This window comes from Nonomuraea sp. NPDC047897 (assembly GCF_043204415.1).
GTDB lineage: Bacteria > Actinomycetota > Actinomycetes > Streptosporangiales > Streptosporangiaceae > Nonomuraea.
The window spans coordinates 217,363-238,608 of record NZ_JBIDCC010000014.1 but is presented as its reverse complement, the minus strand read 5'-3'; the positions used below and the strand labels follow the sequence as shown (position 1 = coordinate 238,608).

19 protein-coding genes are annotated in these 21,246 nt (G+C 71.8%); 9 read left to right on the top strand and 10 right to left on the bottom strand.

From position 1 onward, the window contains the following. Window positions 1–17: 17 nt before the first annotated feature. Both ACGF0J_RS29705 and ACGF0J_RS29700 read right to left on the bottom strand, forming a co-directional pair. Window positions 18–4,340 (bottom strand): HAMP domain-containing protein, encoded by a 4,323-nt coding sequence (locus tag ACGF0J_RS29705; RefSeq protein ID WP_393150965.1) that lies wholly within the window; start codon window positions 4,338–4,340, stop codon window positions 18–20. A 266-nt stretch (window positions 4,341–4,606) separates the two neighbouring features. Next, entirely contained in the window at window positions 4,607–5,482 is an 876-nt protein-coding gene (locus ACGF0J_RS29700) for an A/G-specific adenine glycosylase (RefSeq protein WP_393150963.1), read from the bottom strand. 79 nt (window positions 5,483–5,561) lie between these two features. Here ACGF0J_RS29700 and ACGF0J_RS29695 point away from each other — a divergent pair, with 79 nt between their 5' ends. After that, window positions 5,562–6,248, top strand: coding sequence for a hypothetical protein (locus ACGF0J_RS29695; protein ID WP_393150961.1), 687 nt, complete (start codon window positions 5,562–5,564; stop codon window positions 6,246–6,248). Window positions 6,249–6,271: 23 nt separating this feature from the next. Here ACGF0J_RS29695 and disA read toward each other — a convergent pair whose 3' ends face one another. Genes disA through ACGF0J_RS29670 form a run of 5 tightly spaced genes read right to left on the bottom strand, consistent with a single transcriptional unit; the run spans window position 6,272 to window position 10,250 of the window. Next, window positions 6,272–7,348, bottom strand: a complete 1,077-nt coding sequence (gene disA, locus ACGF0J_RS29690; protein ID WP_393150959.1) for a DNA integrity scanning diadenylate cyclase DisA — start codon at window positions 7,346–7,348, stop codon at window positions 6,272–6,274. A gap of 39 nt (window positions 7,349–7,387) precedes the next feature. Continuing rightward, complete coding sequence (gene radA / locus ACGF0J_RS29685) at window positions 7,388–8,794, bottom strand: DNA repair protein RadA (protein WP_393150957.1); 1,407 nt, start codon at window positions 8,792–8,794, stop codon at window positions 7,388–7,390. A 36-nt stretch (window positions 8,795–8,830) separates the two neighbouring features. Further along, complete coding sequence (gene trxA, locus ACGF0J_RS29680; protein WP_393151008.1) at window positions 8,831–9,136, bottom strand: thioredoxin; 306 nt, start codon at window positions 9,134–9,136, stop codon at window positions 8,831–8,833. Beyond that, window positions 9,136–9,510 (bottom strand): MerR family transcriptional regulator, encoded by a 375-nt coding sequence (locus ACGF0J_RS29675; protein WP_393150954.1) that lies wholly within the window; start codon window positions 9,508–9,510, stop codon window positions 9,136–9,138. The genes trxA and ACGF0J_RS29675 overlap by 1 nt, the downstream gene beginning before the upstream one ends. A gap of 41 nt (window positions 9,511–9,551) precedes the next feature. After that, window positions 9,552–10,250, bottom strand: a complete 699-nt coding sequence (locus ACGF0J_RS29670; protein ID WP_393150951.1) for a class I SAM-dependent methyltransferase — start codon at window positions 10,248–10,250, stop codon at window positions 9,552–9,554. Window positions 10,251–10,305: 55 nt separating this feature from the next. Between ACGF0J_RS29670 and ACGF0J_RS29665 the strand changes: the two genes are divergently transcribed. The 7 genes from ACGF0J_RS29665 to ACGF0J_RS29635 all read left to right on the top strand — a co-directional run bounded on the left by ACGF0J_RS29665 (window position 10,306) and on the right by ACGF0J_RS29635 (window position 17,032). Next, window positions 10,306–11,115: a sugar phosphate isomerase/epimerase family protein gene (locus ACGF0J_RS29665; protein WP_393150949.1), complete on the top strand. Its 810-nt coding sequence runs from the start codon at window positions 10,306–10,308 to the stop codon at window positions 11,113–11,115. Window positions 11,116–11,126: 11 nt separating this feature from the next. After that, window positions 11,127–11,879: a class I SAM-dependent methyltransferase gene (locus ACGF0J_RS29660; protein ID WP_393150947.1), complete on the top strand. Its 753-nt coding sequence runs from the start codon at window positions 11,127–11,129 to the stop codon at window positions 11,877–11,879. Beyond that, window positions 11,876–12,457 carry a TetR family transcriptional regulator gene (locus tag ACGF0J_RS29655; protein ID WP_393150945.1) on the top strand — a complete coding sequence of 194 codons (582 nt, stop codon included), beginning with the start codon at window positions 11,876–11,878 and terminating at the stop codon, window positions 12,455–12,457. Before ACGF0J_RS29660 ends, ACGF0J_RS29655 begins: the two co-directional genes overlap by 4 nt. 147 nt (window positions 12,458–12,604) lie before the next feature. Beyond that, window positions 12,605–14,707, top strand: a complete 2,103-nt coding sequence (locus ACGF0J_RS29650; RefSeq protein ID WP_393150943.1) for a (Fe-S)-binding protein — start codon at window positions 12,605–12,607, stop codon at window positions 14,705–14,707. Window positions 14,708–14,855: 148 nt separating this feature from the next. Beyond that, complete coding sequence (locus ACGF0J_RS29645) at window positions 14,856–15,653, top strand: hypothetical protein (RefSeq protein WP_393150940.1); 798 nt, start codon at window positions 14,856–14,858, stop codon at window positions 15,651–15,653. Then, entirely contained in the window at window positions 15,650–16,720 is a 1,071-nt protein-coding gene (locus tag ACGF0J_RS29640; protein WP_393150938.1) for a glycosyltransferase, read from the top strand. Before ACGF0J_RS29645 ends, ACGF0J_RS29640 begins: the two co-directional genes overlap by 4 nt. Window positions 16,721–16,750: 30 nt before the next feature. Continuing rightward, entirely contained in the window at window positions 16,751–17,032 is a 282-nt protein-coding gene (locus tag ACGF0J_RS29635; protein ID WP_393150936.1) for a metal-sensitive transcriptional regulator, read from the top strand. A gap of 144 nt (window positions 17,033–17,176) precedes the next feature. Here the strand turns inward: ACGF0J_RS29635 and ACGF0J_RS29630 are convergent, their stop codons facing one another. From ACGF0J_RS29630 to ACGF0J_RS29620, 3 genes are all read right to left on the bottom strand, one after another. Continuing rightward, window positions 17,177–17,332: a hypothetical protein gene (locus ACGF0J_RS29630; RefSeq protein WP_180903870.1), complete on the bottom strand. Its 156-nt coding sequence runs from the start codon at window positions 17,330–17,332 to the stop codon at window positions 17,177–17,179. Window positions 17,333–17,546: 214 nt separating this feature from the next. Then, window positions 17,547–19,226, bottom strand: coding sequence for a hypothetical protein (locus ACGF0J_RS29625; RefSeq protein WP_393150934.1), 1,680 nt, complete (start codon window positions 19,224–19,226; stop codon window positions 17,547–17,549). A gap of 99 nt (window positions 19,227–19,325) precedes the next feature. Then, entirely contained in the window at window positions 19,326–19,850 is a 525-nt protein-coding gene (locus ACGF0J_RS29620; protein WP_393150932.1) for a gamma carbonic anhydrase family protein, read from the bottom strand. 145 nt (window positions 19,851–19,995) lie between these two features. On the opposite strand from ACGF0J_RS29620, the gene ACGF0J_RS29615 reads away from it, so the two are divergent. After that, window positions 19,996–21,093, top strand: coding sequence for a hypothetical protein (locus tag ACGF0J_RS29615; protein ID WP_393150930.1), 1,098 nt, complete (start codon window positions 19,996–19,998; stop codon window positions 21,091–21,093). The last annotated feature ends 153 nt before the right edge of the window (window positions 21,094–21,246 follow it).

Sequence of the window (21,246 nt, the reverse complement as noted above, 5' to 3'; positions counted from 1 at the left end):
GAGAGGTCGCCGGGCGCTTACGTCGCCAGCCGGCGCTGGATGCGGGCGAGCAGGTCGCTCGCATCCACGGGCTTGGTGACGTAGTCGCTCGCACCGGAGGCGAGGCTCTTCTCCTGGTCGCCCGGCATCGCCTTGGCCGTCACCGCGATGATCGGCAGTTCGGCGTACTGGGGCATCTGACGGATGGCGGCGGTGGCCGCGTAGCCGTCCATCTCGGGCATCATGACGTCCATCAGCACGATGTCGATCTCGGGGTGCGAGGTGAGCACCTCGATCCCCTTGCGACCGTTCTCGGCGTGCAGCACCTGCATCCCGTGGATCTCCAGGATGCCGGTGAGCGCGTACAGGTTGCGCGCGTCGTCGTCGACGACGAGCACCGTGCGCCCGGCCAGCGTGTCGTCCACCTTCTGGGCGACCGGCCGAGGCACCTCCTCGTGCCGCACCAGGGGCAGCACGTCGCCCGGAGCCTCGGCTGACAGGTGCAGCGCGATCCGCTCGCGCAGCTCGTCGAGGCTGGACAGCAGCTCCAGCGGCTGGGTGCCGGTGCGCGCCTGCAGGTCGGACTCCTGGCGCGGGTCCAGCCGCCAGTTGTTGTAGGCCAGCACCGGGACGCCGCTCAGAGCCGAGTCGCCGTCCATGTCCTCCAGGAAGCGCAGCGCCGCCCCGTCGGCCATGTCGAGCTCCAGCACGATGCAGTGGTACGCCTGCGCGGCCAGCGCGGCGGCGGCCTCCTGCACCCCCACGGCGGTGACGACCTCGATCGGGCCGCGCATGTCACCCAGGTCGCGGTTGTTGGCCAGGTCGGCCACCGCGCTCTCGGCCACCAGCGACAGCAGGCCCCGGTCGCGGTCCTCGATCACCAGCAGGCGCCGCTGCTGCTGCGGCTGCGGGGCGGGCGGCAGGACGGCGGCGGCCACCGGCTCGTCGTTGCCGACGGGCCGCTCGGCCACGGCGACACCGGCCGACATCTCGCCGAAGTCGGGCCGCGCCACCGGCAGGTAGAGGGTGAACACGCTGCCCTTGCCCGGGGTGCTCTGCGCGGTGATCGCGCCGCCGAGCAGTTGGGCGATCTCCCGGCTGATCGACAGGCCCAGCCCGGTGCCGCCGTACTTGCGGCTGGTGGTGCCGTCGGCCTGCTGGAACGCGCCGAAGATTGCTTCGAGCTGCGGCTCGGCGATCCCGATGCCGGTGTCCTTGATCCGGAAGGCGATGGACGCGCCATGAGCCCGCACCGGCGACGGCACCTCGCTGGGGCCGGCGGGCTCGATGTGCAGCTCGACGCTGCCCGCCTCGGTGAACTTCACCGCGTTGGACAGCAGGTTGCGCAGGACCTGGCGGAGCCTGGAGTCGTCGGTCAGCACGTCGACCGGCACGCCGGCCGCCGTCGAGACGACGAAGTCGAGGCTCTTCTGCATGGTCATCGGGCGGAAGGTGGCCTCGATGTCGTCGAGGAGCTGCCGCAGCGGCACCCGCTCGGGCGCGATGTCCATCTTGCCCGCCTCGACCTTGGACAGGTCGAGGATGTCGTTGATGAGCTGGAGCAGGTCGGAGCCGGCCGAGTGGATGATGCTGGCGTACTCGACCTGCTTGGGGGTGAGGTTGCGCGTGTGGTTCTGGGCCAGCAACTGGGCGAGGATGAGCAGGCTGTTGAGCGGGGTGCGCAGCTCATGGCTCATGTTGGCCAGGAACTCGCTCTTGTACTTCGAGGCCAGCGCGAGCTGCTGGGCGCGGGTCTCCAGCTCCTGACGGGCCTGCTCGATCTCGAGGTTCTTCGTCTCGATGTCGCGGTTCTGGCTGGCCAGCAGCGCCGCCTTCTCCTCCAGCTCGGCGTTGGAGCGCTGCAGCTCCTCCTGCTGGTTCTGCAGCTCCTCCGAGCGGGCCTGCAGCTCGGCGGTGAGCCGCTGCGACTCCACGAGCAGCTCGTCGGTGCGGGCGTTGGCGATGATCGTGTTGACGTTGACGCCGATGGTCTCCATCAACTGGTCGAGGAACGCCCGGTGCACCGCGGTGAAGGCGTAGACCGAGCCCAGCTCGATGACGCCGAGCACCTGCTCCTCCACCACGATCGGCAGCACGATGACGGAGGCGGGGGTGGTGTGGCCGAGGGCCGAGGAGATCCGGACGTAGTCGGCCGGCACGTCGTCCATCGCGATCGTCCGGCGGGCCCGGGCGGCCTGGCCCACCAGCGACTGGCCGAGCCTGAAGCGGGTCGGCCGCTCGGCGTCGTCGCTGTAGCCGTACGCGCTGATGAGCTCCAGCTCGACGCCGCCGGACGCCTCCTCCGCCAGGAAGAACGCGCCGTACTGGGCCGAGACGAGCGGCGCCAGCTCGTTCATCACCAGCTCGGCCACGGCCGACAGGTCGCGGTGACCCTGCATGAGGCTGGAGATGCGGGCCAGGTTGGACTTGAGCCAGTCCTGCTCCTGGTTGGCCCGCGTGGTCTCGCGCAGCGAGCCCACCATCGAGTTGATGTTGTCCTTGAGGTCGGCCAGCTCGCCCTCGGCGTCGACGGTGATCGACCGGGTCAGGTCGCCCGAGGTGACGGCGCTGGTCACCTCGGCGATGGCGCGCACCTGCCGGGTGAGGTTGCCGGCCAGCTCGTTGACGTTCTCGGTGAGCCGCTTCCAGGTGCCGGAGACGCCCTCGACCTCGGCCTGGCCGCCCAGCCGGCCCTCGCTGCCCACCTCGCGGGCCACGCGGGTGACCTCGGCGGCGAACGAGGAGAGCTGGTCGACCATCGTGTTGATGGTGGTCTTGAGCTCCAGGATCTCGCCGCGGGCGTCCACGTCGATCTTCCTGGTCAGGTCGCCCCTGGCGACGGCCGTGGTGACCTGGGCGATGGAGCGCACCTGGTTGGTCAGGTTGTCGGCCATCGAGTTGACGTTGTCGGTGAGGTCCTTCCAGGTGCCGGCCACGTTCGGCACCCGGGCTTGGCCGCCGAGCTGGCCCTCGGTGCCGACCTCGCGGGCGACGCGGGTGACCTCGTCGGCGAACGCCGACAGCGTGTCGACCATCGTGTTGATCGTCTGAGCCAGCGCGGCGACCTCGCCCTTGGCCTCCACGTTGATCTTCTGCGAGAGGTCGCCCTTGGCCACCGCGGTCGCCACCTGCGCGATGGACCGCACCTGCCCGGTGAGGTTGGAGGCCATGAAGTTGACGTTGTCCGTCAGGTCCTTCCAGGTGCCCGACACGCCGCGCACGGTGGCCTGGCCGCCGAGCTGGCCCTCGGTGCCGACCTCGCGGGCGACGCGGGTGACCTCGTCGGCGAACGCCGAAAGCTGGTCGACCATCGTGTTGATGGTCTCCTTCAGCTCCAGGATCTCGCCGCGGGCGTCGACCCGGATCTTCTGCGACAGGTCGCCCTTGGCGACGGCCGTGGTGACCTCGGCGATGCTGCGCACCTGGGCGGTGAGGTTGTCGGCCATGACGTTCACCGACTCCGTCAGCGCCTTCCAGGTGCCGGAGACGCCCTTGACGTCGGCCTGGCCGCCGAGCCGCCCGTCGGTGCCGACCTCGCGGGCGACGCGGGTGACCTCGTCGGCGAAGGAGGAGAGCTGGTCGACCATCGTGTTGAGGGTGTTCTTCAGCTCCAGGATCTCGCCCCGGGCCGAGACGGTGATCTTCTGTGACAGGTCGCCGCGGGCCACCGCCGTCGCCACCTGCGAGATGTTGCGCACCTGGGCGGTCAGGTTGCCGGCCATGTAGTTGACCGAGTCGGTGAGGTCGCGCCAGGTGCCGGCCACGCCCTTGACGTCGGCCTGGCCGCCGAGCTGGCCCTCGGTGCCGACCTCGCGGGCGACGCGGGTGACCTCGTCGGCGAAGGAGGAGAGCTGGTCGACCATCGTGTTGACGGTGTTCTTCAGCTCCAGGATCTCGCCGCGGGCGTCCACGGTGATCTTCTGCGACAGGTCGCCCTTGGCGACGGCCGTGGTGACCTCGGCGATGCTGCGCACCTGGCTGGTGAGGTTGCCGGCCATGGCGTTGACCGACTCGGTGAGGTCCTTCCAGGTGCCGGAGACGCCGGGCACCTCTGCCTGGCCGCCCAGCCGCCCCTCGGTGCCCACCTCGCGGGCCACTCGGGTCACCTCGGAGGTGAACAGGGAGAGCTGGTCGACCATGCCGTTGAACACCTGGGCGATCTCGCCGAGCAGGCCGCCCGCGTCGTCGGGCAACCGGGTGCCGAAGTCGCCGTCCCGGACCGCGGTCAGCCCGGCCAGCAGCTGGCGCAGCTCGGGCTCCATGGCCTTGCTCACGCCGCGCCCTGTCTTGTCGCGCGTCGCCGGACGCGCGCCACTGGCCGCCATCTCGCCCATGTCCACCCTCACTCCAGTCAATGGCATGCCAGGGCGCATACCAGCGCCTCATTATCGTCAGAAGGGGCATAGCGGGCAGACGGGAAGCCGCCCGCCTCCGAGACTCTACCGGCCGTCGAGCGGGCGTTTCGCGAAGATTGTTAGTGGACGCCCTTTATTCCTAAGAGTGCTATTCCTCTTGCGAATGGCACCTGCCCTCCGCGCGCCTCAGCCTGCCCTCCGCGCGCCTCAGCCTGCCCTCCGCGCGCCTCAGCCTGCCCTCGGCGTGCCCTCAGCGCGCCCTCAGCGCGCCGTCAGCCGTGCGGCAACCGGAAGGTCCCGTCGGGCAGGTGCTCCGCCAGGCCGTCGGCGACCAGACCGTCCAGGGCCCGCTCGCGCTGCACGGCGTCGCCCCACACCACGTCCAGCGCCTCCTTCGGCACCGGGCCGTGCGCCGCCCGCAACACGGCCAGCAGGCGGCCACGACACTGCCGGTCGGTGCCCGCGTACGTCTGCCCCCTGCGGGCCGGCCCCGCGTGCGGCGGCTTGCCGGCCAGCCGCCACGCGCACACCCGCGCGATCGGGCAGTCGGCGCAGCGGGGCGAGCGGGCCGTGCACACCAGGGCGCCCAGCTCCATCACCGCCACCCCCCAGCGGGCCGCGCCCAGCTCCGGCAGCAGCGCCTCCGCCAGCCGCCGCTCGGCCGCCGACGTGGCCTGCGGCGGATACTCCTCGGCCCGCACGGCGCGGGCGAAGACCCTGCGCACGTTCGTGTCGAGCACCGCGTGCCGCCCGCCGTACGCGAAGCTCGCGACCGCGGCGGCGGTGTACTCGCCGATGCCGGGCAGCGCCAGCAGCGTCGCGTGGTCGGACGGCACCTCGCCGGCGTGCTCCTCGGTGATGGCCCGGGCACAGGCGTGCAGCCGCAGCGCCCGGCGCGGGTAGCCGAGCCGGCCCCAGTGCCGCACGGCCTCACCCGGCGGCTCGGCGGCCAGCGCCCTGGGCGTGGGCCAGCGTTCCATCCACTCGTGCCAGACCGGCAGCACCCGCACGACCGGGGTCTGCTGGAGCATGATCTCGCTCACCAGCACGCCCCACGGCGTCGCGCCGGCGGCACGCCACGGGAGATCCCGGGCGTTGGCGTCGTACCACTCCAGAACGGGGACGTGTAGGAGGTTCGGCTCAACCACGCGCCCCAGCGTATTGCGAGATGGCAAGGGACGGCGTGTCGTCCGCGTCAAGCAGCCACTCCGTCAGCATGCTGTGCGTATGGATCCGGATACGATGCGTGACGGCGGCGACGGGGGCGGCGACGTCTACTGGCGGCGGCGCATGAGCGTGCTCATCGCCGTGCTGGTGGTCGTGGCCGTCGTGGCATGGGCCTGTTCCAGCGGGAGTGACGGGCCGCAGCGCTCCTCCAGCGCCGACTCCTCGGCGAGCGCCACCCCGGCCGCGGATCCCCTCCTCGCGGGACTGCGCACCCTCGCCCTCGGTACGGCGAGCCCCACGCCCACGCCGAACCCCACCCCCAAGACCAGCGCCTCCTCCGCCAGGCAGAAACGGCCCGGAGAGCCGTGCGAGGAGGCCGACCTGGTGCTGAGCCTGCAGGGCAAGCAGGAGGTGTACGCGGCGGGCGCCTGGCCGAACTTCCTGGTGTCGCTCGTCAACACCGGGCCGGTGATGTGCCGGGCCGACGTGGGGCCCCGGGCCATGGAGCTCCGCATCACCTCGGGGGACGACCGGATCTGGTCCACCTCCGACTGCGTGAGCGGGGCGGGCGGCGAGGTGCGCGAGCTGCAGCGAGGCGTGCCGTACGTCCGGTCGCTCGACTGGGACCGGCGCCGCTCCACCACCGACTGCCGCGCCGACCGGCCCACCGCGCTGCCGGGCACGTACGTGGCCGTGGCGCGCATGGGGCGGCTGAAGAGCCACAAGGGCGTGTTCCACCTGCGCTGATCTCGCGCGGCGGGCCCCGGCGGTCAGACGTAGCGTTCGAGGATCGACGACTCCGCGAGGCGGGACAGGCCCTCGCGCACGCTGCGGGCGCGCGACTCGCCGACACCGCCCACCGCCTGCAGGTCGTCGATGCTGGCCGCCAGCAGCTTCTGCAGGCTGCCGAAGTGGTTGACCAGGCGGTCGACGACGGTGGCCGGCAGCCGGGGCACCTTGGCCAGCAGGCGGAAGCCGCGCGGGCTGACCGCGCCGTCGATCTCGTCGTCGTGGCCGAGGACGTGGGCGACGGCCGACAGGTCGAGCAGCTCGCCGCCCGAGAGCTGATCGAGGTCGTGCATGGCGTCGGACAGGCGTCGGGTACGCCGGCCCGGCGAGGCCGGGAGGTAGTCGCGCACCACCAGCTCCCGCTCGGAGTCGACGCCCGCCACCAGCTCGTCGAGCTGCAGCGACAGCAGCCGCCCGTCGGTGCCCAGCTCCACCACGTAGCCCTTGATCTCGTCGGAGATGCGGCGCACCATCTCCAGGCGCTGGGCGACGGCCGCGACGTCACGCACCGTCACCAGGTCCTCGATCTCCAGCGCCGACAGCGTGCCGGACACCTCGTCGAGGCGGTGCTTGTAGCGCTCAAGGGTCGCCAGGGCCTGGTTGGCCTTGGACAGGATGGCCGCCGACTCCTCCAGGACGTAGCGGATGCCGTCGAGGTAGAGGGCGATGATCCGCATCGACTTGCTGATCGCGATGATCGGCAGGCCGGTCTGCCGGGCGACCCGCTGGGCGGTGCGGTGACGGGTGCCCGACTCGTCGGTGGGGATGGCGGGGTCGGGGACGAGGTGTACGGCGGCGCGCACGATCCGGTGGTCGTCGCTCACCACGATCGCGCCGTCCATCTTGGCCAGCTCACGCAGCCGGGTCGCCGAGAACTCGACGTCGAGCTCGAACCCGCCGCTGCACACCTGCTCGACGAGGCTGTTGTGGCCGAGCACGATCAGCCCGCCGGTCTGCCCGCGCAGGATCCGCTCCAGGCCGTCGCGCAGCGGCGTGCCCGGAGCCACCGCGGCCAGGGCTTCGCGACGGCGGTCGTCCAGACTCCTGTCGTTTGGCACCAGACCCCCGTGTCGTTCGTCACGCCCAGCTTAGCGGCGCTATGTGACGTGTGTGAGAGCGTCCCAGACGTTCTCCGCCTCCACCACCTCGAATCCCGGCGCGAACGACACCGGCCCCACCCGCACCAGCGACCGCTGGCCGTTGCGCTTGACGCCGCCCTCGTCGAGGGAGCCCGCGGGCACCAGCCCGCGCCGGAATCCGAGCCGCGCCGCCTCGCTCAGCCGCCGGCGGACGTCCTGGACCGGGCGCAGCTCGCCCGCCAGGCCCACCTCGCCGAGCGCCACCAGGCCGGCCGGGAGCGGCTTGTCGCCGGCGGCGCTGGCCACGGCGAGCATCACCGACAGGTCGACGGCCGGGTCGGCCAGCTTGATGCCGCCCACGGTCGCGGTGAACACGTCGCAGCCGCCGAGCTTGGCGTTGAGCCGGCGCTCCAGGACGGCGAGGATCATCTGCACCCGGTAGGTGTCGAGCCCCGACGAGGTGCGCCTCGGCTGCTGCGCCTCGGTGCGGGCGACCAGCGCCTGCACCTCGGCGGGCAGCGGGCGGGTGCCCTCGACCGTCACCGTCACGCAGGTGCCGGGCACGGGGCTGCTGCGCCGGGAGACGAACAGCCCGCTCGGGTCGGTGATGCCCTCGATGCCGCGCTCGTGCAGGTCGAAGCAGCCCACCTCGTCGGTCGGGCCGTAGCGGTTTTTGATCGCGCGGACCATGCGCAGCCGGGAGTGGCGGTCGCCCTCGAAGTTGAGCACCACGTCGACCAGGTGCTCCAGCGTGCGCGGCCCCGCGATGGAGCCCTCCTTGGTGACGTGGCCGACGAGCACCGTCGCCATGTTGCGCTCCTTGGCCAGCCGCACCAGGTTGGCGGCGACCTCGCGGACCTGGGTGACTCCGCCGGGGACGCCGGTGGCCTGCGCCGAGCCGATGGTCTGCACCGAGTCGACGACGAGCAGCCGGGGCTGCACCTTCTCGACATGGGCGACCAGGGCCGACAGCTCGGTCTCGGCGGCGAGGTAGAGGCGGTCGCGGATCGCGCCGATGCGGTCGGCGCGCAGCCGCACCTGCGCGGCCGACTCCTCACCCGTGACGTAGAGGACGGTGTCGCCCTCGGCCATGCGGGCGGCCGCCTCCAGCAGCAGCGTGGACTTGCCGATGCCCGGCTCACCGGCCAGCAGGATGACGGCGCCGGGGACCAGGCCCCCGCCGAGCACCCGGTCGAGCTCGGCCACGCCGGTGGTGCGCGCGGCGGCCACCTCGGCCTTGACCTGGCCGATGGGCATCGCCGGCGCGGTGGTGGCGCCCGCCTGGACGACGTTGACGCCGGCGCGGGCGCCCTCCTCGTCGACGGTGCCCCACGCCTGGCACTCGCCGCACCTGCCCACCCACTTGGTGGTGCGCCAGCCGCACTCGGCGCAGCGGTATCCGGGCTTCGGGGCAGTCTTGGCCATGCGGAGCAGGCTAGCGGCCCGCGCCGACAATCCGGATCAGGCCAGGCCGAGGTCGGAGACGAGCATGCGCTTGGGCCGGGCGCCGACGATCTGCCTGACCGGCTCGCCGTTCTCGAACAGCAGCAGCGTCGGCAGGCTCAGCACGCCGTAGCGGGCCATGATCGAGGGGTGCTCGTCGGTGTTGAGCTTGCCGACGGTCAGGCCGTGCTCCGCCTCGATCTCCGCGAGCACCGGGGCGACCATCCGGCAGGGCGGGCACCACTCGGCCCAGAAGTCGACCAGCACCGGCTTGTCGCCGCCCAGCACCTGCTCGTCGAAGTTGTCCGCGGTCAACGTGATCATCATCGTCCTCCCTTGAAGAAGCAGCCGGCGCATGACTCGCCGAGCTGGGCCGCGACCTCGGCGCGACGGGCGAGCAGGACGCGGATCTCGTCGTCGATCTCGGCCAGCTTGCGCCGGTAGACGGCGACGGAGTCGCCGCAGGCGCCGCCCGAGCCGTGCCCGGCGCGCAGGCAGTCGACGAACGGCCGGGTGTCCTCCAGCGTGAAGCCGACCGCCAGCAGTGAGCGGATCTCGGCCACCAGCCGGACGTCGTCCTCGGTGTAGTCGCGGTAGCCGTTGGCCCCGCGCCGGGCGGTGAGCAGGCCGTTCTGCTCGTAATAGCGGAGCGAACGGGTGCTCACTCCCGTACGCCCGGCCAGCTCTCCGATGCGCATGCCACCACCGTAAACTTTGACACCGGCGTCAAGGTCAAGCCCTAGAAGTGCCGCCAGCGCAGCACGTTCGGATAGGCCAGCTCCAGGCCGGGCGTCTCGGCGATCGCCCGCTCGGCCACCTTCGGCGCGAACTCGATGCGCAGCACCGCCTCCAGGTCGGCCCGCCGCTCGAACGCCATCCGCAGGTCGAGCGGCTGCCGCTGCCAGCCGTGCCGGGTCCAGAAGGCCTCCACGGCGCGGGCGTCGTAGCCCGGCACCGTACGGGAGAACCACCGCCCGAAGGCCCCCCGCGTCGCGTCCAGGTCGATGACGAAGGCCGCGCCGCCCCGCCGCACCACCCGCGACAGTTCGCGCAGGCCGGGCTCGCAGCCGGGGCCGAAGAAGTACGCCCAGCGCGCGATCGCCACGTCCACCGAGGAGTCGGGCAGCGGCAGGTCCTGGGCCGCGGCGGCGTGCACCTCGACGCCTGCCAGGGCGGCGCAGCGGCGGCGGGCCAGCGCGACCAGGTCGCCGTGGGGTTCGACGCCGACGACCCTGGCCGCGTCGGCGGCGAGGGCGGGCAGGTGGTAGCCGGTGCCGCAGCCGATGTCGAGCACCGTGCCGCCGGCCCACGACCGCAGCGCCCGCATGGCGGCGTCGGCCGCGCCGTCCGGGTCGACGGCGCGGTTCTCCAGCTCGTAGACCTGCGGCGTGTTCCAGATGTTGGGGCTCGGGACGGCGCCTTTGGCGATCCGGGGCATGACCCAACCGTAGGGGTCGCGCGCCAGAACCGTGTCACCGGCTTAGGCTGGCAAGGTGGCTGATGTCATCCGCGTGCCCAATGCGAAGATCGCATTGTCCACCGCCTCGGTATACCCCGAACGCACCCCCGACGCGTTCGAACTGGCCGCCCGCCTGGGCTACGACGGTGTCGAGATCATGGTCGGCGCCGACCCGGTGAGCCAGGACATCGACGTGATCGAGCGGCTCTCCGATCATTATCAGGTGCCCGTGCTCGCCATTCACGCGCCGTGCCTGCTGGTCACGCAGCGCGTGTGGGGCCGCGACCCGTGGGCCAAGCTGGTCAGGGCGCGCAAGGCGGCCGAGCGGCTGGGCGCCTCGGCGGTGGTGGTGCACCCGCCGTTCCGCTGGCAGCGCGACTACGCGCGCGACTTCGAGACCGGCCTCGCCCGCATGCGGGAGGAGACCGACGTCACGTTCGCGGTGGAGAACATGTTCCCGCTGCGGGCGCGCAACAACGACGTGGTGCCCTACTCTCCCGACTGGAACCCCATCGACTTCGACTTCCCGCAGGTCACCCTCGACCTGTCGCACACCGCCGTATCCGGCTCCGACGCGATGGAGATGGCGACCAAGCTCGGTGACCGGCTGGCCCACCTGCACCTGGCCGACGGTGTCGGCGTGACCAACAAGGACGAGCATCTCGTGCCCGGCCGGGGCAACCAGCCGTGCGCGCAGATCCTCGAACGGCTGGCCGGCTCCGGCTACACGGGCCTGGTCGTGCTGGAGATCAACACGCGCAAGGCGGCCAGCCGCACCGAGCGGATCGACGACCTGGCCGAGGCGCTCGCGTTCGCCCGGTTGCACCTGGCGGCCTCGGCATGAGCGTGGGGCCGATGCGCGAGCTGGCCCGGGTGTTCGACGGGGTCGCCGACGCCTACGACGCGGGCCGCCCGTCCTACCCCGACGAGCTGTTCGCCGTGCTGGCGGAGGTGTCGGGCGTCGAGCCGGCCGGCGCGACGGCGGTGGACGTCGGGGCGGGCACGGGCATCCTGACGCGCGCCCTGCGGGCGCGCGGGTCACGGGTGGTCGCGGTCGACCCGAGCGCCGAGATGCTGACCCGCCTGGTGTCCCGTTCCGGGCAGGACGCCGGCACGGCGGCGGTGCGGGCCGACGGCAACGCGCTGCCGCTGGCCGACGGGGTGGCCGACCTGGTGACGTACGCGCAGTCGTGGCACTGGCTCGACCCGGTGGCCTCGATCGCCGAGGCGAGGCGGGTGCTGCGGCCCGGCGGCGTCATCGTCGGCTGCTGGAACCTCAGCGACGCCCGGCAGGCCGACTGGCTGGCCGCCCACGAGGCGCTGCTCGCCCAGGAGTGCCCGGCCTACTGGGGGCAGGCGCTGGAGGAGTGGTCGGTGCCGCCCATCGCCGCGGCCTTCGAGGTGGTCGCCGAGCGCTGGATCCCGTGGACCCGGCTGGCCGGCATCGAGGAGTTCCTGCTCGGCATGCGCTCCCACTCCTACATGGCGGAGCTGCCGCCGGAGGCGGCCGACGCGCTGGTGGACCGGCAGCGGGCCCGGCTGCGCGGAACGTTCCCCGGGGGTGTGGTGTCGGTGCCGATGCGCGTCTACCTGGCGGTGGGGCGGTGACGACCGGGCGACGGCCGGGCCGCAGGCCCGGTTCGGCCGACACGCGCGGTGAGATCCTGGCGGCGGCGCGGCGGGTGTTCGCCGAGAAGGGCTTCGACAAGGCAACGGTGCGCGGCATCGCGCGGGAGGCGCGGGTCGATCCGGCGCTCGTGCACCACTACTTCGAGACGAAGGACGGCATGTTCGCGGCGGCGATGCGGCTGCCGCTCAGCCCCGAGGTGATCGTGCCGGCGGTGCTCGACGGGCCGCGGGAGCTGATCGGGGAGCGGTTGGTCAGGCTCATCCTGACGGTCACGGCGACGCCCGAGACGCGCGAGCCGATGATCGCGCTCATCCGTTCGGCGATGACCCACGAGCAGGCGGCCGCGATGTTCCGCGAGTTCGTCTCCAACGCGCTGCTGCTGCGGGTGAGCCAGCTGCTGGACGTGCCGCACCTGCGCGTCGAGGCGGCGTTCGCGCAGATGTTCGGCGTGCTGATGGCCCGCTACGTGCTCAGGCTGGAGCCGATGGCCAGCGCTGACCCGGAGGAGCTCGTCGAGCTGCTGGCGCCGACGGTCCAGCGCTATTTCACGGGGTAGAGCACTGTTCCGGAAGGTCGGCGACCCATAGGGTGGGTCGCATTACCCCAGAATGTTACTCGCGGGTAGGATTCTGGGGCGACCTGGTCATCGCGTGGATGACCGGCGTCCGTACGCTGGCAGCCAACGTCGTCTGTGGGAGGGCCCGTGCTCTGGGTAGCCATCATCGGACTCATCATGACCGTCCTGGCGGTAGCCGTGGCCGGCCGCCGGACGATGTTCCTGTACAAGCTGGCCACGGTCGGCCCACCCGCCCCCGAGCGGGTCGAGTACGCCAAGGCGCACGCGGCCGACGAGGTCAAGGCGCAGCTCGTCGAGGTGTTCGGCCAGAAGAAACTGCTCAAGTGGACGCCGTCCGGCGTGGCCCACTTCTTCGTCATGTGGGCCTTCTTCATCCTGCTGACCGTCTACATCGAGGCGTACGGCGCGATCATCCAGGGCGCGATCACCGGGCGGCCTGACTTCCACATCCCGCTCATCGGGCAGTGGGCGGTGCTCGGCTTCCTGCAGGACTTCATCGCCGTCGCCTGCCTGCTCGGCCTCGTCGCGTTCGCCGTCATCCGGATCAGGAACTCGCCGAAGACGCTGGGCCGCAGGTCGCGCTTCTCCGGCTCCCACCTGGGCGGCGCCTGGCTCGTGCTGTTCATGATCTTCAACATCATCTGGACGCTCTTCCTGGCGCGCGGCGCGGCGGCGGCCAACGGCAACCTGCCCTACAGCTCGGGCGCCTTCGTCTCGATCGCCCTGGGCGACGTCCTCCCGGCCGGCCACCTGCTGGAGCAGATCGCGCTGCTCCTGCACATCGGCTTCATGCTGGTGTTCCTGGTCATCGTGGTGAACTCCAAGCACCTGCACATCTTCACCGCGCCGCTGAACGTGCTCTTCTCGCGTCGCCCCGATGCCATGGGCGCCGCGCCCGAGCTACGCGTGGACGGCAAGCCGGTCGACTTCGAGGACGAGGACCTCGACCCCGAACGGCTGGGCCGCGGCAAGATCGGCGACACGACGTGGAAGGGCTTCCTCGACTTCTACTCCTGCACCGAGTGCGGCCGCTGCCAGTCGCAGTGCCCGGCGTGGAACACCGACAAGCCCCTTTCGCCGAAGATGCTCATCCTCGACCAGCGTGACCACGCCTTCAAGGTGGCCCCGTACCTGCTGGCCGGCGCCCCCACCGAGCACGCCGACACCGACGTGCTGGCACTGCTGGACAAGCCGCTCGTCGGCGAGGACGGCGTCATCCACCCGGACGTGCTGTGGTCGTGCACCAACTGCGGCGCCTGCGTCGAGCAGTGCCCGGTCGACATCGAGCACATCGACCACATCCTCGACATGCGCCGCTACCAGGTGATGGTCGAGTCGTCGTTCCCGTCCGAGGCGGGCGTGATGGTGAAGAACCTGGAGAACAAGGGCAACCCGTGGGGCATGTCCGAGATGAAGCGGGCCGACTGGATCGCCGAACTCGACTTCGAGGTCGAGGTCGTCGAGGACAAGATGCCCGAGGACGCCGAATACCTGTTCTGGGTCGGCTGCGCGGGAGCCCTGGAGGACCGGGCCAAGAAGACCACCAAGGCCGTCGCGGAGCTGCTGCACATCGCGGGCGTGAAGTTCGCCGTGCTCGGCCCGATGGAGGCGTGCAGCGGTGACCCGGCCCGCCGCCTGGGCATGGAGTACCTGTTCAACATGCTGGCGCAGCAGAACATCGAAACGCTGAACGAGGCCGGCGTCAAGAAGATCGTCGCCACCTGCCCCCACTGCTTCAACACGCTGGCCAACGAGTATCCGCAGCTCGGCGGCACGTACGAGGTCGTGCACCACACCCAGTTGCTGGCCAGGCTGGTGGACGAGGGCAAGCTGGTTCCCGTCACGCCGATCGAGGAGAAGATCACCTACCACGACCCGTGCTTCCTCGGCCGCCACAACAAGGTCTACTCCCAGCCGCGCGACATCATGTCCAGGGTGCCGGGCGTGCAGACCCAGGAGATGCACCGTCACAAGGACCGCGGCTTCTGCTGCGGCGCCGGAGGCGCGCGCATGTGGATGGAGGAACGCATCGGCAAGCGCATCAACACCGAGCGGGTGGACGAGGCGCTGACCACCGATCCCGACACCGTCTCGACCGCCTGCCCGTTCTGCATGGTGATGCTCGGCGACGCCATCAACGAGAAGAAGAACAGCGGCGAGGCGAAGGAGTCCCTTGAGGTCGTGGACGTGGCCCAGCTGTTGATCAAATCGGTCAAGACCCCTTCCTGACGCGGGAAAGTCGGACTCCTCCACAGCTCTTGTGGAGGAGTTCCGCATGTCAGGAGGGCGAAGCGGAGAAAATCCGCCATCCACATAACGGGAAAATCACGGTAACCTCAACGACGCATGGCTTCATTCGACGGGGAGGGGGCTCGCGATGCGCGTCGTGGTCACAGACGCGGAAGTCACGCTAGCCGACGTCCTCTCGCTGAGACTCGCCATGGACGAGCCGTTGGGGGACGGCACCGAGCTCGTGCTCAGACACCGGACGACGGGGGTCGAACGTGACGTGCTGCTCGGCACGCCGGGAGCCTGGACGGGGGAGGCCGGCGTGGCCGTCTCGCTCGCGCCCCTGAGCCTCACCGCCGGGCGCTGGGACACCTACCTGCGCCGCGACGGCAAGCGTACCCGGCTGCGCAGCGTCGACCCGGGCTTCTCGCTCGACCACCTCGACGCGTACGCGCTGTGCAGGCGGACCATGGCCTACCGCTCCTACCGCACGCGCAACGGCTACCTCGCCCTGAAGATCTCCGACGCCGAGCCGGCCGCCGAGGTGCGCGCGATCTGGTTCCGGGAGGGCCGCTTCGAGGTGACGGGGCTGCTGGCCTTCACCGGGCTGGCCGACGACGACGCGCGGCACGAGGCCCGGCTGTCGCTGCAGCGCAGGCAGTCCGACGACTCGATGGTGCGCGCCTCGGCCACCGTGCAGGGGGTGCGCTTCCACGCCGCCTTCTCGCTGGTGGACGTGCTCGCCGCCGACCCCGGCGGGTCCGGTACGTGGGAGCCGTCGCTGGAGGTCGAGGGCGTGGCCAGGCCGCTCAAGCTCGGCTCCCGCCTCGACGACGTCGACGGCAAACGCCGCCGCCTGCACTATCCGTCGGCCCGGATCGACGGCGTGCCCATCCGGCCCTGCTACACCGCCGACGACGAGCTGCGCATCGAGGTGGGCGGGTGAAGATCAGCCTGATGCTCTCCTCCGCGTACGGCATGCGCGGCGACGTCCGCTCCACGCTCAACCTGGCCGGGGCGCTCGCCGAACGGCACGACGTCGAGGTGATCAGCATCAGGCGGCACCGGGACAAGCCGTTCTTCCCCGTGGCTCCCGGCGTCACGATGCGCTCGGTGATCGACACCCGGCCCGGCGTGCGCCACCTGCTGCCGCGCGGCCAGATGCGCACCGAGGTCGCGCTGTGGCGGCTGCTGCGCACGCTCAGATCCGACGTGCTGATCACGACCAGGCCGTCCCTGGGTGTCCAGGCGGCCAGGCACGCGCCGCGCGAGGTGCTCAAGCTGGCCCGCGAGTGGAGCCGCCCCTCGGTGCCCGCGCCGGTGAAGAGGTTCTATCCCAGGCTCGACGCCGTCGTCACGGCCACGGAGAGCACCGGGTCCGAGTGGACCGGGCTGCTGGAGGGCGGGCCGGTGGTGCAGACCGTGCCCGACGCGCTGCCGACCGGGCCGTGGCCGCGCTCCCGGATGGACAACCGCATCGTCGCGGCGGGCGGCCGGTGGGTGCCCGTCAAGGCGTACGACCGGCTGATCAGGGCGTTCGCCACGGTGGCCGACAAGCGGCCCGACTGGCGGCTGAGGCTGTACGGCGGCGGCCCCGAGGAGCGGCGGCTGCGTGAGCTGGTCAGCGACCTCGACCTGCACAACCACGTCTACTTCATGGGCACCACGCCCGACCTGGCGGGCGAGTTCGCCAAGGCGTCGATCGTGGCCAACACCTCGCGCAGCGGCGACCTGGGCATGACGGTGCTGGAGGCCATGGGGTGCGGGGTGCCGGTGGTGGCGTTCGAGGGGGCCAGGGGGCCGGCTGAGTTCGTGGCGACCGGCTACAACGGCGTGCTGGTCCCCGAGACCGCCGCCGAGGATCGGGAACTGCTGGCCGCCGCGCTGCTCGCGCTGATCGACGACGAACGCAGGCGGCGCTCGCTGGCCGCCGGGGCGCTGGAGACGGCCGTCCGGCACGCCGCCCACGAGGTCGCCCCGCAGTGGGAGAAGCTGATCTCCGAACTCCGCTGACACCATACGGGATACGGGTATCGTGGAGGCATGCATGGCTACACTGCGGACAGACAGGCGTACCTGACGAGGCTCAGGCGGGTCGAGGGCCAGATCAGGGGCCTGCAGCGCATGGTCGACGAGGACGCCTACTGCATCGACATCCTCACCCAGGTGTCGGCGGCGACGCGCGCCCTGCAGGCGGTGGCGCTAGGCCTGCTGGAGGAGCACATCTCCCACTGCGTCGCCGATGCGATCAACAACGGCGGCCCCGAGGCGGAGGCGAAAGTCAAGGAGGCCTCGGCCGCGATCGCGCGACTCGTCCGTTCGTGACGCGTCTCCCGGGGCGAATCCCGAGAAGCGGGCGAATCCGGTAGAGAAAGATCGTTTGACTGACTAGTCATCTGGGATGAAGTGAGCCATCCCAAACGCGGTCCCGGACCCCTCAGGAGTCCGGGACCGAATCTGTTGATCTTTTCAGGCCGAAGTCCGCAATCCGAGCGCGTCGTCGAGCTCGTCCAAGGTCAGCCGCCGCTCGCTGATAGCGACAGCGGTAAGCACCTCGGCGTAGAGCGCAATCTCGTCCAACGCGACACGGTCGTGGACCCGAGAGTCCAGGTCGTCGTGCCCCACCGCGTCGTCCTTCCTTCCGCAGCCCACACCCTCTACGAGGTTACGGCGCAGGCCCTTCGGGCGACATGGCCCATCGGAGTCATTCCTTTCGGCGTCACCCTGGCCCCAGGGGGATCATTTCCCGAAGCAGAGATCACAATTCAGCGAATTGTCTGCTGCCCAGCGTGATAGGGGGATATGGGTGAGGTGATGAGGAAATAGCGGTATTCGTGGTTTAAGGGTGGATGTCGTCGCGCTCGTGGACGATCCGCAGCACCAGCGCGGCCTGCCCCGCGAACCCGCGGTCCGGCACCCGCGCTCCACTCACGCCCCGCCAGGCCAGCCCGGCGGCGTACGCGGCCCCCAGCACGGCCGCCGCGCTCTCCCGGTCGGGCGGCTCGATCTCGAACCCCGACACCACGGGCCGGCGCGGCAGCCTCGACAGGGCCTCCCGCGCCTTCCTGGCCGCCGCCGGCACCGCGCTGACGCCCCACCGGGTCTTGAACCCTGTCGGGTGGCCTCCACCCGTGGGGTGGCCGGCGTCGTCCGGGCTCATGAAGTGACCGGTGGCGGGGAGGCGCGGGCCCGTCGGATGGAGCGGGCCCCCTTCCTGGAGCGGCCCCGTGTCGCGGAGCGGGCCCCTTTCCTGGAGCGGCCCGGTGCCCTGGAGCGGGCCGGTGTCCTGGAGCGGTCCCGTGTCCTGGAGCGGGCCTGTCCGCCGGAGCTGGCCCGGGGCGGGGAAGGGCCCGGTGGGGCGGGGCGGGGTGGTGGGGCGGTGAGGGAACGGGAGGGGCTGGGCGGGGCCGAGGACGGGGAAGCCGTCCGGTTGGGTGTGTTCGGCGGCGGAGGTGCCGGTGAGTCCCGCGCGGGACAACTCGTCGTAGGCGTGCCTGAGCCGGTGGTCGAGCAGTCCCGGCAGCAGCCCCTTGGAGTCGGACAGGTCGGCCAGCAGCGTCGCCGCGGCCCGCGTCGGGTCGGGGGTGAACGACAGCGCCTCCACCAGGTCGTACACCGTGTGGCTGAAATGCGCGCGAGGGTCGGTCTCGGCCAGGATGGCGCGTCGCAGCCGGGACGGGCAGCGCTCCAGCCAGGCCCGGCGTACCGACTCGTCGTCGCGCCGGGCGGCGGGCTCGTCCAGGCCGGGCCGGTTGAGCGCGGGCTCGACCATCGTCAGCAGCGCCAGCGCGCGCGGCCTGAAGCGGGCGTCGGCGAGCAGGATGTGGGCGGTGTCGGCCGTCACGGCGGCCAGCCGCAGCGCCTCGCGGGGCCGGCCGGCGCGCATCCGTTCGGCGACGAGCCGCACGAGGTCGAGCAGCGGCGGGGCGGGCACCCAGCGCACCCACTCGTCACCGGGCAGCGGGCGGCGCAGGTACTCGCCGAAGACGGTGAGCAGCCGCTCGTTGCCGTCGAAGGCGGGCGCGTACGCGCACCACATGACGGTCCCCCACACGGCGGCGACCGTGCTCGGCACGTCACCGGCGAGGACCTCGTCGAACGCGGTCAGCGGGAAGTCCAGCTCGGACCTGCGACCGGCGGCGCGCACCAGCACGCGGATCTGCTCGGTCACGTGGGCGGGCACGTCCGGCCCGACGAACGCCTGCGTCGAGCCCGGCTCGGCGGCGAAGTCGGGACCCCGGGGGATGACCCGGGCGGGCAGCACCGCGGCGGCGTGCCCGGCGCGGCGCACGCGGGCGCCGCGCGGGGGTGGCGCCAGGTGCCAGCGGCCGTCGGCAGGGTCGTGCAGGTGCCAGCGGGCGTGCGCGCCGAAGAGCCAGCGGTCGCCGTCGGGCGTCACCAGGGTCCTGGACGCGATCGCCTCGGCCCGCGCGGGCACGGGCAGCCGCTCCCAGCGCGGGTCCGCGACCAGCGCGCGGACCTCCGCTTCGGTGGCGGTGAACGCATCCCACGGGCGCACGGCGGCCATCGTACTGGCCGGGCGCGGGGCGGCGGCGAGCGTCTACCCGGCAGATCGTCCGTTATGGTGACAAAAGGGGGGCACGTCGAGGGGCCGCCGTCACGACAGAGGTGTCGCCTGGCGGTGCCGGAGTGCCTTGGCCATGTAGCTGTCGGGTGTGCGGGCGAAGGAGGCGCGGTCGTCGTCGGTGAGTTCGCGCACGATCCTGCCCGGGACCCCGGCCACGAGTACCCCGGCCGGGATCGTCTTGCCCGGGCCGACCAGGGCTCCGGCCGCGACGAGCGTGCCCGCGCCGACGCGGGCGCCGCCGAGCACGATCGCGCCGATGCCGATCAGCGCGCCACGCTCCACGTGGGCGCCGTGCACCATGGCCTTGTGACCCAGGCTCACGCGGGACTCCAGGACCGCCGGCTCGCCGCGGTCGGCGTGCAGGCAGCACAGGTCCTGCACGTTGCACTCCTCGCCGATCTCGATCCGCTCGTCGTCACCCCGGAGAACGGAGCCGTACCAGATGTTCGACGCCCGGCCCACCCGGACGTCGCCGACCACGACGGCGCCGGGCGCGATGTACGCCTCGGGATGGATGTCCGGGGTCGCTCCGCCGTCCAATGCTGCGATGTACACCCGTCACATCGTAATTCCCGCCCCAGGTCTGGCGTTCGGGTTGCGGACGTGGGCAGATGGCAGGAAAGTCGTTTCCTGACGTCTCGTCGCCAGACCCTCACAACCCGCAGTTTTCCCCCGCCTCACGCGAATCCTTAGGTACCCCATGACAAACCAGCACGAGAGCTTCCCCGACCTGATGCAAGAGGACACCTTCGAGGTGGTCATGCGCGGCTACAACCGCCGCCAGGTCCACGACTACATGATGCGCACCCGCAACCAGATCCGGGATCTGGAGGAGCGGCTGGCCCGGGCGATCGAGCAGGCGGAGCAGGGTCGCCTGGAGCTGGCGGAGGCCCGGCGGCGCATGGTCGAGGGACCACAGAGCTACGAGGACCTCAGCCCCAGGCTCGCGCAGATACTCAAGCTGGGCGAGGAGGAGGCGGCGGCCAAGCGGGAGGAGGCCGAGGCCGAGGCGGCCAGCGTGCGTGACGCCGCAAGGTCGGAGGCCGACCGGGTGCTGACGTCCGCCCGCGAGACGGCCGACAACCTCCTCAGCTCCGCGCAGGCGGAGGCCGAGCGGCGGGTGCACGAGGCGACCGCGGCGGCCGAGCGGATGCTGGCGCAGGCGGGCGCCGACGCCGACGAGAAGCTGGGCAGCGCGCGCCAGGAGGCCGAGGACACGCTGCTCGGGGCGAACACGGAGGCCGAGCGCCTGGTGACGGTGGCCCAGCAGGAGTCCGAACGGCTTCGCGAGGCCGCGAACGCGGAGGCGGCGCAGACCGTGGCCGCGGCCCGCCACGAGGCGGAGTCGACGCTCACGGCCGCCCGGGAGCGGGTCGCCGCCCTCGACGAGCACGCCGGCCGCCGCGTCGAGTACCTGAGCAACACGCACAGCGAGGTCGTGCGCAGGCTGGCCGAGATCGGTTCGGTGCTGGGCGACCTGATGCACGCCGAGAACGCGGCCGGGCCGCTGGTCGTGGAGCCCGCCGTCCCGCCGAGGGAGATCACCGGACCGGACGGCGGGGCGCAGGCCCGGGGTCAGGCGGCCGAGGGCGGCGCGGAGGTGCGCGCGCTGGCGGCCGGTGAAGCGGGGGACTCCGGTGAGAGCGGTGCGACCGGTGAGCCCGGGCAGCCCGCACCGGACGACGACGTGCGGATCATCGTCGCGGACGAGCACGAGCCCGTCACGGCGCCGGTGCGCCGGGAGGTCTCCGACGACACCGACGTCAACATCGGCCGCCTGTCGGAGGTGCGCAAGTAGCGCGTCGGCCGAGCGGAAGCCTCCGCCCCCGATCGGGTCGGAGGCTTCCGCGTCCGTGGCCCCGTCTTCGTAGGGCCCCGCTGGGGGCCCGGTGCCGAGGCCGCCGAGACGCTGGACCCGGCACCGGGCTGCTCATGTGCGCCTGCCGCCGCC

What these genes read in the sequence shown, in the direction of transcription:
- ACGF0J_RS29705 (WP_393150965.1), bottom strand. Translation starts at nt 4,340, where the DNA reads ATGCCATTGACTGGAGTGAGGGTGGACATGGGCGAGATGGCGGCCAGT.
- ACGF0J_RS29695 (WP_393150961.1), top strand. Translation starts at nt 5,562, where the DNA reads ATGGATCCGGATACGATGCGTGACGGCGGCGACGGGGGCGGCGACGTC.
- radA (WP_393150957.1), bottom strand. Translation starts at nt 8,794, where the DNA reads ATGGCCAAGACTGCCCCGAAGCCCGGATACCGCTGCGCCGAGTGCGGC.
- trxA (WP_393151008.1), bottom strand. Translation starts at nt 9,136, where the DNA reads ATGATCACGTTGACCGCGGACAACTTCGACGAGCAGGTGCTGGGCGGC.
- ACGF0J_RS29675 (WP_393150954.1), bottom strand. Translation starts at nt 9,510, where the DNA reads ATGCGCATCGGAGAGCTGGCCGGGCGTACGGGAGTGAGCACCCGTTCG.
- ACGF0J_RS29670 (WP_393150951.1), bottom strand. Translation starts at nt 10,250, where the DNA reads ATGCCCCGGATCGCCAAAGGCGCCGTCCCGAGCCCCAACATCTGGAAC.
- ACGF0J_RS29660 (WP_393150947.1), top strand. Translation starts at nt 11,127, where the DNA reads ATGCGCGAGCTGGCCCGGGTGTTCGACGGGGTCGCCGACGCCTACGAC.
- ACGF0J_RS29645 (WP_393150940.1), top strand. Translation starts at nt 14,856, where the DNA reads ATGCGCGTCGTGGTCACAGACGCGGAAGTCACGCTAGCCGACGTCCTC.
- ACGF0J_RS29635 (WP_393150936.1), top strand. Translation starts at nt 16,751, where the DNA reads ATGCATGGCTACACTGCGGACAGACAGGCGTACCTGACGAGGCTCAGG.
- ACGF0J_RS29615 (WP_393150930.1), top strand. Translation starts at nt 19,996, where the DNA reads ATGACAAACCAGCACGAGAGCTTCCCCGACCTGATGCAAGAGGACACC.